The organism is Mucilaginibacter sp. (genome assembly GCF_035492695.1).
Lineage (GTDB): Bacteria > Bacteroidota > Bacteroidia > Sphingobacteriales > Sphingobacteriaceae > Mucilaginibacter.
On sequence record NZ_DATJJC010000020.1, the window covers coordinates 150,553 to 166,107 of the forward strand.

General features: G+C 46.1%; 14 protein-coding genes. 8 read left to right on the forward strand and 6 right to left on the reverse strand.

Going from position 1 to position 15,555, the window contains the following annotated elements; all coding sequences use genetic code 11:
• Positions 1–143: 143 nt before the first annotated feature.
• On the forward strand, positions 144–2,771 hold the full coding sequence (gene cphA / locus VL525_RS13575) for a cyanophycin synthetase (protein WP_325387470.1): 2,628 nt from the start codon (positions 144–146) through the stop codon (positions 2,769–2,771).
• Between the two features lie 126 nt (positions 2,772–2,897).
• Here the strand turns inward: cphA and VL525_RS13580 are convergent, their stop codons facing one another.
• Positions 2,898–3,542 carry a DNA-3-methyladenine glycosylase 2 family protein gene (locus VL525_RS13580; protein ID WP_325387472.1) on the reverse strand — a complete coding sequence of 215 codons (645 nt, stop codon included), beginning with the start codon at positions 3,540–3,542 and terminating at the stop codon, positions 2,898–2,900.
• A gap of 66 nt (positions 3,543–3,608) precedes the next feature.
• Between VL525_RS13580 and VL525_RS13585 the strand changes: the two genes are divergently transcribed.
• Together VL525_RS13585 and VL525_RS13590 are read left to right on the forward strand one after the other, a co-directional pair.
• A complete protein-coding gene (locus tag VL525_RS13585; RefSeq protein WP_325387474.1) occupies positions 3,609–4,889 on the forward strand; it encodes a replication-associated recombination protein A in 1,281 nt (426 codons plus the stop codon).
• Between the two features lie 105 nt (positions 4,890–4,994).
• Positions 4,995–5,489, forward strand: coding sequence for a GNAT family N-acetyltransferase (locus VL525_RS13590; protein WP_325387476.1), 495 nt, complete (start codon positions 4,995–4,997; stop codon positions 5,487–5,489).
• A 17-nt stretch (positions 5,490–5,506) separates the two neighbouring features.
• Here VL525_RS13590 and VL525_RS13595 read toward each other — a convergent pair whose 3' ends face one another.
• From VL525_RS13595 to VL525_RS13610, 4 genes are all read right to left on the reverse strand, one after another.
• On the reverse strand, positions 5,507–5,950 hold the full coding sequence (locus VL525_RS13595; protein ID WP_325387478.1) for a hypothetical protein: 444 nt from the start codon (positions 5,948–5,950) through the stop codon (positions 5,507–5,509).
• A gap of 95 nt (positions 5,951–6,045) precedes the next feature.
• A complete protein-coding gene (locus VL525_RS13600) occupies positions 6,046–7,347 on the reverse strand; it encodes a M20/M25/M40 family metallo-hydrolase (RefSeq protein WP_325387481.1) in 1,302 nt (433 codons plus the stop codon).
• Complete coding sequence (locus VL525_RS13605; protein ID WP_325387482.1) at positions 7,347–9,221, reverse strand: M61 family metallopeptidase; 1,875 nt, start codon at positions 9,219–9,221, stop codon at positions 7,347–7,349. The genes VL525_RS13600 and VL525_RS13605 overlap by 1 nt, the downstream gene beginning before the upstream one ends.
• A 137-nt stretch (positions 9,222–9,358) precedes the next feature.
• Positions 9,359–10,477: a DUF4407 domain-containing protein gene (locus VL525_RS13610; protein WP_325387483.1), complete on the reverse strand. Its 1,119-nt coding sequence runs from the start codon at positions 10,475–10,477 to the stop codon at positions 9,359–9,361.
• A 298-nt stretch (positions 10,478–10,775) separates the two neighbouring features.
• Between VL525_RS13610 and VL525_RS13615 the strand changes: the two genes are divergently transcribed.
• Genes VL525_RS13615 through VL525_RS13630 form a run of 4 tightly spaced genes read left to right on the forward strand, consistent with a single transcriptional unit; the run spans position 10,776 to position 12,563 of the window.
• On the forward strand, positions 10,776–11,093 hold the full coding sequence (locus VL525_RS13615) for a rhodanese-like domain-containing protein (RefSeq protein ID WP_325387484.1): 318 nt from the start codon (positions 10,776–10,778) through the stop codon (positions 11,091–11,093).
• A 3-nt stretch (positions 11,094–11,096) separates the two neighbouring features.
• Positions 11,097–11,285, forward strand: a complete 189-nt coding sequence (locus tag VL525_RS13620) for a DUF6358 family protein (protein WP_325387486.1) — start codon at positions 11,097–11,099, stop codon at positions 11,283–11,285.
• Positions 11,286–11,295: 10 nt separating this feature from the next.
• The gene (locus tag VL525_RS13625) at positions 11,296–12,201 is read left to right on the forward strand and encodes a prohibitin family protein (RefSeq protein ID WP_325387488.1); all 906 of its coding nucleotides are present in this window, start codon (positions 11,296–11,298) and stop codon (positions 12,199–12,201) included.
• A 38-nt stretch (positions 12,202–12,239) separates the two neighbouring features.
• Complete coding sequence (locus tag VL525_RS13630; protein ID WP_325387490.1) at positions 12,240–12,563, forward strand: hypothetical protein; 324 nt, start codon at positions 12,240–12,242, stop codon at positions 12,561–12,563.
• Between the two features lie 17 nt (positions 12,564–12,580).
• Here the strand turns inward: VL525_RS13630 and VL525_RS13635 are convergent, their stop codons facing one another.
• Positions 12,581–13,588 carry a dipeptide epimerase gene (locus VL525_RS13635; RefSeq protein ID WP_325387492.1) on the reverse strand — a complete coding sequence of 336 codons (1,008 nt, stop codon included), beginning with the start codon at positions 13,586–13,588 and terminating at the stop codon, positions 12,581–12,583.
• Positions 13,589–13,739: 151 nt separating this feature from the next.
• Between VL525_RS13635 and pafA the strand changes: the two genes are divergently transcribed.
• Complete coding sequence (pafA, locus tag VL525_RS13640) at positions 13,740–15,446, forward strand: alkaline phosphatase PafA (protein ID WP_325387494.1); 1,707 nt, start codon at positions 13,740–13,742, stop codon at positions 15,444–15,446.
• The last annotated feature ends 109 nt before the right edge of the window (positions 15,447–15,555 follow it).

The window sequence follows — 15,555 nt, forward strand, 5'->3', positions numbered from 1 at the left end:
TGCAAATTAAGCAAAAAGGAATTCAAAGGTATAGACTTAAATTTAAACATGTTGGCAGTTTTTAACCGAAAACTTTTATTACGATACGAAGTTTTATAGCTTTATTGAAAATTGAACCCCTAAAAAATCACCGGAAATATCCTATGAAAATTGAAAATATACAGGTACTGCGCGGACCAAATATCTGGAGCACCAACCGAAAAAAACTGATCCAAATGCGCCTGGACCTGGAGGACATGGAGCATAAACCAACGAATAAGATCGAAGGGTTTTTGGAAAGGATGGAAAAAATGATGCCGACCTTGTATTCGCATCGCTGCTCGCCCGGTGTTCCGGGTGGATTTTTCCAGCGGGTGATAGCCGGTACCTGGATGGGCCATGTGGTAGAACACATCGCTTTGGAGATACAATCGTTGGCCGGGATGGATACGGGTTTCGGCCGTACGCGCGAAACCAAGACAACCGGAGTATACAACGTGGTTTTTACCTATATCGAAGAAAAGGTTGGCATTTATGCGGCAGAAGCCGCTGTACGTATTGTTGAGGCGTTGATAAAAGGCGAAAATTACAACCTGGAATATGATATACAGCAAATGCGCGAGATACGGGAGAATACCCGGCTTGGACCGAGCACCGGTTCTATTGTAGATGAGGCTATCTCGCGTGATATACCATGGATCAGGCTGAACAACCAGTCGCTGGTGCAATTAGGATATGGCAAAAACCAGGTACGTTTCCGCGCTACCATGACGGAAAAGACCAGTTCGATCGCAGTGGATATTGCCAGCAATAAGGACGAAACCAAGCGTATGCTGCTGGAACAGGCCATTCCTGTAGCTAAAGGTATTACCATTTCATCTGCTGATGGCGTTGACGAGGCTATACGTAAGGTAGGGTTCCCACTCGTGTTTAAACCACTGGACGGCAACCACGGGCGCGGTATTTCCATCAATATCAGGACAAAGGAAGATGCTGTTGCCGCCTATGAGCATGCAGCAAAAATATCGAGAAGGGTTATCGTTGAACGTTTTGTAACCGGGTATGATTTCAGGGTACTGGTGATCGATAACAAAATGGTGGCGGCTGCTTTGCGCGATCCTGCGCATGTAATGGGCGACGGCCATTCGACCATACAGCAACTGATCGACCTGGAAAATACCGACCCGCGCCGCGGCTACGGGCACGAGAACGTGTTGACATTGATCAGCGTGGACCGCGATACGCTCGACCTGCTGGATAAAAAAGGCTATACGTTGGAAACGGTCCCTAAAAAAGGCGAAAAGGTTTTTGTTAAATCGACAGCTAACTTAAGCACAGGCGGGACATCGGTAGACGTAACTGACCATGTACACCCTCAAAATATTTTTATCTGTGAGCGAATCTCCAAAATTATCGGGCTGGATATTTGTGGTATCGATATTATGGCCGAAAACCTGACCGAGCCGCTTACCGATACGGGAGGCGTAATACTGGAAGTGAACGCGGCGCCGGGTTTCCGGATGCACATTGCACCAAGCGAGGGTTTGCCGCGCAACGTAGCCGGGCATGTGATAGACATGTTGTATCCGCCGGGAAAATCGGCAAGGATACCAATAATCGCTATTACGGGCACCAACGGAAAAACCACCACTACGCGCCTTATTGCTCATATTGTAAAAAATAACGGATTCAGGGTGGGCTTTACCACTTCGGATGGTATTTATGTACAGAACAATATGATGATGAAGGGTGATACCACCGGACCGGTAAGCGCTGAGTTTATACTAAAGGACCCAACGGTTGAGTTCGCAGTACTGGAAACCGCGCGCGGCGGTATTTTGCGTGCAGGTTTGGGCTTTGGCCAGTGCGACATTGGTATCATCACCAACATTCAAGAGGACCATTTGGGTTTAGCCGATATTAATACATTGGATGACCTGGCAAGGGTAAAAAGCGTTGTAACCAATTCCATCAAAAAAGACGGATGGGCGGTTTTAAATGCAGATAATGACTATTGCGTTAAAATAGGCCGGAAAGCTGAATGCAATGTGGCCTATTTCAGCATGGACGAAAACAACCCGGTTATCAAATCTCATTGCAAAAAAGGCGGTATCGCCTGTATCTGTGAGAACGGGTTTGTAACCATACAAAAAGGCGACTGGAAAATACGTGTTCAGCGAACCATACTGATACCACTGACGTTCGGCGGCACTGTGCCATTCATGATACAAAACGTAATGGCGGCCACACTGGCTACTTTCCTTTGGGGCTTTAAAACCGAGGACATACAAACCTCGCTACAAACGTTTATCCCTTCGGCCGCCCAAACACCGGGCAGGATGAATATTTTCGAGTTCAAAGACTTCCGGTTCATGATCGACTTTGCACATAACCCGGATGGCTTTAAAGGCATCAAGGAATTTTTACGGCATATCGATTCACCGTTGAAGATCGGTATCATAGCCGGTACAGGCGACCGCCGCGACGATGATATCCGCGAAATAGGGAAACTGTCGGCAGAAATGTTCGATTATATCATACTGCGGCAGGAAAAACACCTGCGCGGCCGTACCGAAGAGAATATCCTGAACCTGTTGATAGAAGGGATACATTCTGTTGACCCGGATAAGCAATTTGAAATTGTACCGAAAGAGGTTGAAGCTATCAAATATGCCATGAGCATGGCCAAACCGGGTACATTTATTGTCGCGTTGAGTGATGTTATCGATAACGCTATAGAAACGGTTCAGAACTACCAGGAACAGGAACGGAACGGGTTGTTTAATGTGTAGCGTTTGATGTCGAATTTTTAATTTCGAACTTAAACGGTTTGCTATTTCGACGAGGTACAAGGAGAAATCTTATACGATAGCAAAGTGTATAAGATTCCTCTCTATCGTTCGGAATGATATAGTTTTTTAGTTTTCTTTCTTCGATGCCGGGCGCGGCGCACTCAAATAATAATGCCACAAAAGCATTGCTGCAAGTGTACGATAAGGCGCCCATTGGGCAACTATATCCAGCATTTGTTCGCGGGTAGTTTCAACGGGTAATTGCTTTACGCGTTTCAGGGCGTTAACAGCAGCCAGGTCGCCGATGGGGAAAATATCGGCGCGCTGTAGGGCGAACATGAGGTGTACATCAGCCGTCCAATTGCCTATGCCTTTGAGGGCGGTCAGTTTAACACGGACGTCATTATCCGGCATCGTATGAAATTCCTCTAAGTTCAATTGCCCGCTTAAAAGCGCCTCGGCCAGGTATTTGATGTAGCTGCTTTTTTGCCGGCTTACGTAACAGGCACGCATTTCTTCGTCTGTCAATAACAAAACGCGGGCAGGGGTTATTTCCTGTACCCGTTCCCGCAATTTGTTCAGCGCAGATAAAGCCGACGCCAGCGAAACCTGCTGCTCTAAAATGATATGCACCAGCGATTCAAAAGTATTGGTCCTCGACCAGAACGGCGGATAGCCATAAGTATCAATTATTTGCTGAAGATCAGGATCAGCATTCGCCAATTCGTCACAAATCGACTTATAGTTTGTTGGATTGAATTGTTGGATCATAGATAAATATGACCGAAATTACTAAAATCTTTAGGATTTGAAATTTAAATTCCGAATTTTACCATAATGAATAACCTGCCGCCATTAGCCGAGCGCATGCGCCCCAAAACGCTGGACGATTACGTCGGGCAAAAACACCTCGTAGGGCCGGGCGCGGTATTGCGTAAAGCCATCGAATCAGGATCGCTGCCGTCCATGATATTCTGGGGGCCGCCAGGGGTTGGCAAAACCACGCTGGCCTATATCATTTCACAAACATTGTTCAGGCCGTTCTTCTCATTAAGCGCTATCAACTCGGGGGTGAAAGATGTGCGCGAAGTGATCGAAAAGGCATCCTTGCTAAAGGAACAAGGCGAAACCCTGCCTGTGCTTTTTATCGACGAGATCCACAGGTTTTCCAAATCGCAGCAGGATTCGTTGCTAGGGGCGGTAGAACGGGGCATAGTCACACTCATCGGTGCCACGACCGAGAATCCTTCTTTCGAGGTCATCTCGGCTTTATTGTCGCGATGCCAGGTTTATATTTTGCAATCGCTGGAGGAAGAAGATCTTCTGAGTTTGCTGAATAAAGCCATGAAAGAAGACGTTGTCCTGAAAAGCAAAAAGATCGACATTAAAGAGCACGAAGCTTTATTGAGACTTTCTGGTGGTGATGCCAGAAAACTGCTCAATATTTTTGAGCTGCTGGTAAATGCTTTTGAGGGGAAGAAAATAACCATCACCAACGAAATTGTACTGGAGCATGTTCAGCAAAACATGGCGCTTTATGATAAAGCGGGTGAACAGCATTACGATATTATTTCCGCTTTTATTAAATCCATGCGCGGCAGCGACCCGAACGGAGCGGTTTACTGGCTGGCGCGGATGATCGTTGGCGGCGAGGATCCCTTGTTCATTGCCCGGCGCATGCTGATACTGGCATCGGAAGATATCGGTAACGCTAATCCGAATGCTTTGCTGCTGGCACAATCGTGTTTTGAAGCAGTGAATGTGATCGGTATGCCCGAGTCGCAGTTGATTTTATCGCAAACAGTTATCTATTTGGCAACATCGGCTAAAAGTAATTCGGCTACAACGGCTATTGGCGCGGCTATGGCCCTGGTGCGCGAGACCGGCGACCTGCCTGTGCCGCTGCACCTGCGCAATGCGCCCACCAAACTGATGAAGAACATTGGTTACGGTAAGGACTATAAGTACGCCCATAGCTACCAGGGTAATTTTGTGGATATCGATTTTCTGCCGGATGCCATTAAAGGCACCAAAATTTATGAGCCCGGCAATAATGCCAAAGAGCATGAAACGAAGGAAAAGCTGAAGAAACTTTGGGGCGAACGGTATAAATATTAAGCCCCAAGGGTCCTAAGGGGGAGCCATCAATAACCCCATCGGGATTAAGCGTTTGTAGAAGAACAATGCATTGCGTCTTTACAGGTGTTGTGATATATTTGAACCATGTACACCATCCGCACGGCAACAATAAATGATGTCAAAACAATTCGTGATATAGCCGAAAAAACCTGGTGGCCTACCTACGGGCCATTACTCGATGCCGAACAGATCAGCTTTATGCTGGGTGAGATTTATTCGGTTGAGAAGATCAGTTCGCAATTAGAAAATAATACGCAATCTTATCTTCTTTTGGAAGAGGACGGCAGGCCCGTTGCATTTGCCGGGTACTCGCCGCGGGACGAGGACGCGGAGATATACAAGCTGCACAAGCTATACTGCCTGCCCGAAACGCAGGGGAAAGGTTATGGTAAAATACTGATAGAAGCCGTTGCGCAGAAAACCCTGGACGCGGGAAAGCATACGCTCGACCTTAATGTGAACCGCCATAATAAAGCAAAAACTTTTTATGAAAAGATGGGCTTTGTGGTAGCTTATGAAGAGGATATCCCGATAGGAAAATACTGGATGAATGATTATGTAATGAGGAAGCAATTGTAAGATGCTATTACAAATTGCTATTCTACTGAATTTGTATTGATAATTGAATTCATAGCTCCGCTATATTTTGACCATTTCAAAATCTCTTTGATTTTAACAGGTAATCCTTCAAATTTAAGTGGATTGACAGGCTTGGCTACGAGGTGATAATAAGGATCGGAGAAATTATTCATTTTAGTTTTGTCGTATGCGAATAAGCCCCTTTTAGCCATAATAACAAAGTCGTTAAGATATCTGTCATCAACACCATTAGTGATAAATTTATTCAACTCCGGATTGATTATAATAGGCGATGTTTGTGGCATGCTATCAAAAAACACCGACAGCAATCGTTGATTTTCGGACGATTGCGCTACAGATTTGGGAAGTTTACCGCCTGCCGAAGCGCCAAAACCAATCTCCTCATAGTTGGTAAAAAACCAATCTATATCTAAAGTTTGCTGTTCGATATCAGTAAACATCCTTCAGGTAGTTTTAGTCAATCTTCTACCCTCTGATATCATGCACAGTCGGTAGTGTGATGTCGCGATAGCAATGCCCGCAATAACTGTACATATTATTTTTTCAATTTCTCCACCCGTTTCGGTGTATCTGTTCCGGCCACAATTGTGCGCGAACTAAGCGCTATGGCACGTATGGCAGAGGTAATGTTAGCCACGTCCAGCGAGCCGAACTCATCTTTCACCGTATGATAAAGTTTGTCCACATCTATCTGGTCGGTCGATATGGTATGTGCCGGTACCCCTACCGCCGCCAGTGAGGCATTGTCGCTGCGGTAAAACAGGTTCTGGTCCGGGTATGGGTCCGGGTAAAATTTAAACGCGGTGCCCTCCAGGTTCTTTTGCAGTATGGTGCCGAAATCCGAGCGTTCAAAACCGGTGATGAAGGCAGAATTTTGTCCCCATTTGGACGCTTTGCCTATCATTTCGATATTGAACATGGCGACAACCTTATCGGGGTCGACAGTGGTGGCAAAATATTGTGAGCCAAATTCACCGATCTCTTCTGCAGTGAAAGCCACAAAGATCAGCGTGCGGGCATTGTTATTCAGCTTTTTGTAATAACGCGCCAGGCTGATGACCGCGGTGGTACCCGACGCATCATCGTCGGCGCCGTTGGCTATGCTATCCTGGCCGACAGGCTTTACGATACCCAAATGATCGTAATGGCCCGAGAAAACCACAAACTCATCAGGTTTGGTTTTACCGGGGATAATACCTGCAATATTGAATAAGGGTAGTTCCTTGGTAGTAACCTCGCAATTCACAGCGATGGATTTTATGTCCTCGAAGGTCCCCAAAACAAATACAGCCTTTGTGGCATTCGCCGGTTTATTTTTGAACGATACGCTGCCATTGCTATAAAGCGATTGTATCCTGTCGAAAATATCGCTGAATTTGGGATCGACCAGCACCAACGAGCTTTTACCGCTCCTGCGAATGCCCATAAATACTGTACGCAAGTCCTTATCAGGTGTTACCTTAACTATTTCGGCGTCGGTTAAATTGGTCCAGTTGTAAGATACATCTCCGCTCGCCGCAATGTTTTTAGGGTCGATAGCGGCACCGTTGATGCTTACCTCCGCCTTGCTAACCGCGGTTTTTACCATGGTAAAGTTTTGCCGATAGCGGGTATTGCCCGCCATAGGAACCAGCCCGATATTTTTATACTCTGCTTCAATAAATTGTGCCGCTTTTTCAATGCCGGGTGTGAACGTGCCCCTGCCCTGCATGTCATCGGCTGATAGGGTTTTGATGATGCGCTCCACATCATCCTGTTTGATCATTTTGTCTACATCCTGCGCAAAAACGGACGCGCAGGTCGCTAAAAAAGCGACGGATAATATTAGTTTCTTCATTATGGTTTTACTTTGGTTGAAAGCCAGTTATTGCGGAAATCAGTTTGTTCTTTGGTTATGTTCTTTCCCGCTTTTTCAAATGTAACAACTTCCAGCGCAGGATTTTCTTCAAGGGTGACGGTTGTTTCATGGTCACCGGTGCGGTTCCTGTAATTTACCGCGATCTTATCGCCGATCTTCTTCCCGGCAACAATATCGTTAAATGCCTGTGCATCTTTCACATCTTTGCCATCGGCCTTCAAAATAATATCGCCCACGTCAAGCCCGGCTTTATAAATAGGCGTCCCCTCGATACTTACCGATACGGCAAGGCCTTCATCGCCCGTGGTACGCGCTTCGCCCGAGCGGCCGCGGTTACGGCCATAGCTTAACGGTCCGGCCCATGCCTTACCAGGCTGTGCTTTTTGAAGCAGTAAACCGGCTTTGGCCATTAATGCTTCGTAATTATTTTTCTCGACACCATAAATGTATTTGTTAAAGAAATCAGCAGCGAATTTGGGGTTGTTGGTCACTTTGGCCAGGTCGCTCTGCAAGTCGGCAATTACGTAGGGCTTCATCACCTTGCCACGGTTTAGCCAAACGGTGCGCATAAAATCATCCAGCGTGGTATTAAACTCGCTGCGGAGGCGAAGATCCAATGCCAACGCAATTGCACCACCGTAAGTATAATAACTGGTGAACATATTGGCCTGGTTGTTTGGGTCGATAGAAACACCTGCGTCTGCAAAGACCGAGTAACGGCTCATTTGCGTGGCCGGGTATTTGGCCGCGCCGGGCGTATTCAGTATTTGGTTGATCAAACCAGACAAGGTGTGCGTGTACTCATCAACGGTACGGAAACCCGCACGTTCGAGCACCAATTCGCCATAATATTGTGTAAAGCCCTCGGCAAACCAAAGCTCGCTGCTCATATCGGCATGTTCAAAGTTAAAAGGCTCCAGCGATTTTGGACGGATGCGCTTTACGTTCCAGCTATGGAAATACTCGTGCGAGAAAGTGCCAAGCAGCCGGCTTTCATAGCCTTCCACTTTAGCAACAGGCTGAACGATACAGGTAGAGTTGCGGTGTTCCATACCATCGCCCGAATTGGTTGGGTAAACATCATCCAGGAAAGTATATTCGCCATAATCATAGGTGGGCAGTTCGCCAAAAATGGCTTTTTCCTCTAATACCATACGCTGCACCTGTTTCGCAAAATTGTCGATAACGGTTTGGCTGTCGTCCGAATGTATGGAAAGATTTATCTTCTCATTTTTGCCATTATTGTTCACCTCCCAGCTGCTAACCTTATAAGCAGATAGCTCGGTAGGGCTATCCATCATATATTGCATATTTGGCGCCGAATAAACATTATCGCCCTCGTGCTTTAATTGTGTAGCCACTTTCCAGCCATATTTATCAAGGTCGTTAAATTCAAACCTTAGCGGCCTTTTATCCTGGCCCACAACCCACATAAAAGTAGCAGGCATGTTCAGGTGGGCATGACTTGGGTCGATGCCCGTATAGGTCCCGTCCGTCCAGTTTCCAAAAAGGGTGTAACTTATTTTCACAGTCGCGCCATGATCGCCCAATTCGTACAGGTCGCCTTCAACCTGTTTTAGCTCGATTGGGCTGCCATCTACATTCTCCGCTTTTACGTTATAAACGTTCTTGCCAAATTCATGCGTTGCATATCTTCCTGCCGAAGAACGGCTCATCCGCACCCGTATAACGCCCGACGGCGCCTGTGGCACGGTGATCACAATTTCGGCCTCGTGATGAGCGGCATTTGGGAACGAAATGGAATAAAAAATAGCCTTCTGCGGTTTATCAACCTGTGCAAATGAGCAAGCCGCAAATAGCAAGGCGGTCGCCAATAAATAAAACTTCTTCATGATACTGAATTATGCCCAATGGGTACGGGTTGAAATTACTATTAAATCAGTAAAAGAAAACACGATGAGGACACGATTTAGGAATTTTAAGAATAACAATTATAATCGTTACAATACATTGATCCCTAAATCGTGCTCTAATCGTAGCTATGATGATCGAAATCATAGTCCGACTGCGCGGTTATGACCTTTTTTTGCCGTTCGATGTCAGTTTCCAGGTGATGATCGTAAATACTGTCAGTCACTTTCATATCCCGCTCCTTGTCCTTTTCGGCATAGTAGATATTCGCCTCAGAGACTTTATTGACGGCCACATCATAGGGGCCTTTAGGCGACATCAGCTTAACGAATACCGGCAAACACTCGAACAGGATGAACAGGTAACCGATGAAGGATATAGCAAGATAGGTATCCAGGTCGCGGGTGCCGTTTTCGTTATAAGTCAATTGCCCCAGTGCCCAGTTACGGTCGGAGAAACCAGCAACATTCGACAAGCTGTCCAGCTCGGTCGAATTGAACAGCCGCATATTGCTTAAGCCTTCAAAGTCCTTGCGGCGGGTAAGAAAGTCATCCATTTGGGTCATGTCGCCGGTTACCGTTTTCAGGCGGTCCTCCTTTTCCTGTAAAACCTGCTGCTTTTGTTTAGCATACTGGCCATAGCCCACTATGCCCGATGTCTGGTTGGTTTTGTCACCAAAAACTTCCTCGTTCAGTTGCGTACGCGACCGTTTTATGTCACTCTCCAGCGAATCCTTTTCCTTTTTAAGATCTTTGTTTTTGTCAAGCTCCATTGCATACTTGTCGTTGTACGTTTTTTGCAATGTATCTATGCGCCTGTGCTGGCCCTTTAAGTAAGCGGTCTTTAACTTCTGGCGGATCTCCTTATCGAATATTTTCAATTCCAACGGCCTCGATATAACGATGCCTATCATGATGGCAAGCAAAATACGCGGCGAAGCCTGTATGATCTGTTGCTTTGTCGTACCTTCTTTGTCAATGCTCGATACAATGTAACGGTCCATATTAAAAATAGCCAGGCCCCATAACATCCCAAAAAGGATGGCAAAGCCAACAGCAAACGGGCTGCCGTTAAATACAAAATACATGGCATAACCACCTGACAGCGAGGCAAAAAGTGCCGTGAAAAATATGGTAGCCCCTATACCGACATATTTATTATGCTCGACAGGATATTTTCGTAATGTACCTATATGCGCCCCGGAACAAAACCAGAAAAAGCGGGTGATTTTTTTCATCTGTTGATTTTAAATTGCTGTATTACATGAATAAATGATCTTTCATGCGATCATAAGGAGATGTAAATTTTATGCAAACATATATAAAACGCTGATAGCTACTGTTTGTTACAACGCAATTGTTGAAATACTTTAAGCATGCAACAATTTTATTCAGGGTTTGATTTGAATTTTTGTACCGATGGGGGTATGGTCGCCATTTAAACAGGCCGGACATATCATTTGCAGGTCATTCCCCTTCCTGATCATAATTTGTTTTGTAATAAAAAGCTACATTTGATTGAAATTTAACAAAGCAATGAAAGAAATAAGCGTACAGGAACTTAAAGAAATGATGGATAATCACAACGATTTTCAATTGATCGATGTTCGTGAGGATTTTGAATATGAAATGTCGAACCTTGGCGGTAACCTGATACCGCTGGGCGGAATACTTATTGAGGCCGACCAGGTAGCAAAAGATAAGCCGGTAGTGGTAATGTGCCGCAGCGGCCGGCGCAGCGCGGCAGCCATTATGCAACTGGAGCAGCAGTTCGGTTTTACCAACCTGGCAAACCTGCAAGGCGGCATACTGGCCTGGGCCGAAGATATTGATCCTTCCATGCAAGTATATTAAGCCATGGCAAAAAAACTCGCACTTAACGTTTTGTATAACATTGGCATTTTTATTTGCCTGGTGCTGGTATATACCGGTTTCGAAAAAAAGCATTACGAATATATAGCCGGCGCAGTTTTTATCGGTGCGGTACTGGTTGTACTAAAAATACGCCTTATGAAGGAAGTGCGTAACATGCAAAACAAACCTTAAATCAAAAATAATGGTTATCGCAATTTTAGGGATCATTGTGCTCGTGGTGGGCATAGTGCTCAAACGTTCACCCGAACCGGCAAATCGCTTCGGTCGCCTTGTACAGATCATCGGTTTCGCTGTTGTTATCCTGGGGCTGGCAACCTCTATGTTCAAACAGATAGGCGCGGGTGAAGTAGGCGTGCAAACCCTGTTTGGCAAGGTGCAAAGCCGCGTTCTTCAAAGCGGCCTCAATATCGTAAACCCGCTGGTTGAGGTGACCACTTTCGATACTAAAACCCAGAATTACACCATGAGCGGTGTAAACGATGAGGGCACAAAATCTGGCGACGATGCCATCAGGGTACTTTCGTCTGACGGTTTGGAAGTAACTATCGATCTTTCGGTCCTTTATAAGGTTAATCCCGAGAAAACCCCGTTCATCCTGCAAAATATCGGCCCGAACTATGAAGATAAAATAGTGCGCCCGGTTTCGAGAACGGCTATACGAGATAACGCTGTTAATTACCAGGCAGTGGATCTTTATTCCACAAAAAGGCAGGAATTTCAGCAAAAGATAAATCAAACCATCGAACGAAGTTTTGAAAGAAACGGGTTGCAGCTGCAGCAGATACTTGTCCGTAATATTACTTTGCCGGCCTCGGTAAAAGCAAGTATCGAATCAAAGATCAACGCCGAACAGGATGCGCAGAAAATGCAGTTCGTGTTACAAAAGGAAAAACAGGAAGCCGACCGGAAACGTGTAGAGGCGCAGGGTATTGCAGATTATCAGAAGATCATATCAACCCAGTTATCAGATAAGCAACTGATCTATGAAAGCATCAAGGCACAAAAGGAGATCGCGCTATCGCCCAATGCCAAGGTGATCATTATCGGCGGCGGCAAGGGGAATCCAATTATGCTGAGCGATAAATAAAGCAGGGCATAATTCCACCGCCGAACCAGCATTGAACTATGGAAGGAAAAAAGATAGAATTTTGGAAGGCAAACAACCCCGTTAGTCTTTTCATCTATTATATAGCCGGGTTTCTTATTCTGGTAGCAGCGCATCATATTTACCCAACCCAAGGGACACAGATTGGGCTTGATATACCCGCCTTTTTTGTTTGTTTTATTTTATGCCTGTTCCTGTTTATCAAAACACTTTTGCGGGTATCGAAACTGAAACGGCCGCTCACCAAACCAATGGTTGTTAACGTATTCCTGTCTTATGTTGTCAATTTTACCGGCGCAGCGCTTCTTGTGTTCCTTTTTATGTCGCCGTCAAATTCATGGTAGTTATTACGAAAGAAAAATCATCGTAACCCCAACCCGGCCTCATTACTCAACACCCATTTGCCATCCCTAAATTCCGGAATTTGAAAGGGGTTATTGCTGACAAGGAAAGGCCCGTCAATATCGGCCCAGTCGCATTGCGGGGCAAGGGCCGCGGCGGCAAGCGTGGCACAACTGGTTTCGCTCATACAGCCGATCAGCACTTTTAAACCTAACTCTTTCGCTCTTTCGATCATCTTATGCGCCTCGTACATCCCGGCCGATTTCATTAGCTTGATATTGATGCCATTATAAATCCCATTCGCTTTATCTACATCGCCTAAACGCTGAACGGCTTCATCGCCGATGATGGGTATAGGGCTGCGGTCGCTTAGCCAGGCATTACTGCCCGGGTCGGTTTTGGTGAATGGCTGTTCTATCAACATTACGCCCTGTTGCTGCAGCCAATGGCACATGTCAAGGCTTTGCTGTCTATCTGTCCAGCCCTGGTTGGCGTCAACATACAGGGGCAGGCTGGTAACCGAACGGATCGTGTTGATCAGCTCTTTGTCGCTATCCCGGCCAAGTTTTACCTTGATAACGCGGCAATCTCCGGCTTCCTTCACTTTTTGTATCAAAACTTCGGGGGTATCGATGCCTACGGTGTAGCTGGTTACAGGCATCAATGCCGGGTCGCTTCCCAATAATTGCCAGCAGGGCTTGCCCTGTATTTTGCCATCGAGATCATGTAAAGCGATGTCAATTGCAGCCTTGACGGCCGGGTTGCCCGAAGCAATGCTATCGAGATAGTTAATGATGGCCTCAAAATCGAATGGGTATTTAAATTGGGAAACATCAACTTTATTTAAAAACTCAGCGGCTGTTTGATGACTCTCGCCCATGTAGGGTACCATGGATGCCTCGCCATAACCGGTATGCCCTTCGTGCCTTATCTCCAGCAGTATTAAGGGGGTGGAAGTGCGTGAGAATTTGGCAATGGTAAAAGGATGTTTTAACTCAAGTTCGAAGGGCCGGTATGATAATTCCATGTTAAGCCCAAAGCTAAAGTTTTCCGGCTAATTATGTATTTTGAGTACCAAAAGCAATAAAGGCGCTTTACTTTAAATTGGCGTAACGTAAATATCACATTGATTTTTGGTAGCATTGCTGATATTTGCGCTACTCAAAAATAACTTCGGGATGAAGATCAAATACCTTTTTATACTCTCGTTCGCTTTTATAGCCTTTAACTCAACAGCTCAAACAAAAAAGAAGAAGGCCCCGGCAGCAACCAGCGCCGTTATGCCTGCTGCTTCTGCCACAAAAACACTTCCCCGCCCTAAATTGGTGGTAGGCATTGTTGTCGACCAGATGCGGTGGGATTACTTATACCGGTTTTACGACCGCTACCAGTCTAACGGGTTTAAGCGTTTGCTGAACGATGGCTTTAGCTGCGATAATACTTTGATAGATTACATACCCACATTTACGGCGCCGGGCCATACCTGCGCCTACACCGGGTCGGTGCCTGCTATTCATGGTATTGCCGGGAATGATTTTATCATACAGGCGACAGGAAGATCGGTCTATTGTACCGAAGATACTACGGTGAAGACCGTTGGCAGCACTTCTGCTGCAGGGAAAATGTCGCCGAGAAACCTGCTGACCACCACTGTTACCGACGAGTTGAGGCTGGCCACCAATTTCCGCTCGAAAGTGATCGGTATCGCTTTAAAGGACAGGGGCGGTATATTGCCTGCGGGGCACACCGCAAACGCAGCTTATTGGTTCGACGACAAAAGCGGCAACTGGATAACCAGCACTTACTACATGAACGACCTGCCACAATGGGTAAAAGATTTTAACTACCAAAAACTGCCGGAGACTTATCTGAAGCTTGACTGGAACACGCTGTATCCTATTGATACTTATGTGCAAACGTTACCCGATAATAGCAAGTACGAGGGGAAATTCAGCGGCGCTGATAGCCCCACGTTCCCGGTAAAAACTTCGTCTATCTATAAAAAGACAGGTTTGGGCCTGATCCGTTCGACGCCATACGGCAATACACTCACGCTTGATATGGCCGTAGCGGCCATTAACGGCGAACAGCTTGGGCAGCACGATGTGACCGATTTTTTGGCCGTGAGCTTTTCATCGACCGATTATGTAGGTCACCAGTTCGGGCCTAATTCGGTAGAGATCGAAGACGTTTACCTGAGGCTCGACAGGGATTTTGCCTCGTTGTTTACCTTTCTTGATGCTAAGGTGGGTAAAGGAAACTACTCCGTGTTTTTAACCGCTGACCATGGCGCGGCGCATAACACCGCTTTTTTGAACGACCATGGCATACCGGCAAATGTTTGGGAAGACGCCGCCGTAAAGGATAGCCTGAACAAGGTACTGTTAAAAAAATATAAGATTGAAAAACTTGTCCTTAGCCTGGCCAATTACCAGGTCAATTTCAACTACAAGGACATGAATTATGCTAAACTGGATGAAGACGCCGTTAAAAAAGATTGCATAGCGTATCTGGAAAAGTCGCCGGGGGTAGCTTATGCTATCGATATGAAAAATGTCAAAACGGCTAACATACCTGATGAGCTGCGTACCCGCATCATAAACGGTTATAGCCCTGTACATAGCGGTGCCATTCAGATCATTCTGGAGCCGGGTTGGTTTACAGGGCATAGCGGAAGTGAAGCAGGGCCTACCGGAACAACACACGGCACCTGGAACCCATACGACGCACATATTCCGCTGGTGTTTATGGGCTGGGGCATACAGCATGGCCACCTGAACCGCGAAACGCACATGACAGATATTGCGGCAACTGTTGCTGCGTTATTGCACATACAGGCGCCAAACGGATGTATTGGTACGCCGATACAAGAGGTGCTGAAATAGTCATTATTTAATAAAATTTCATTTCGACGAGTAACGAGGAGAAATCTTAAACGCCATGGGTAGTAGCGGACAGGACGTATAAGATTTCGATCCGCTATCCAGCGGATCG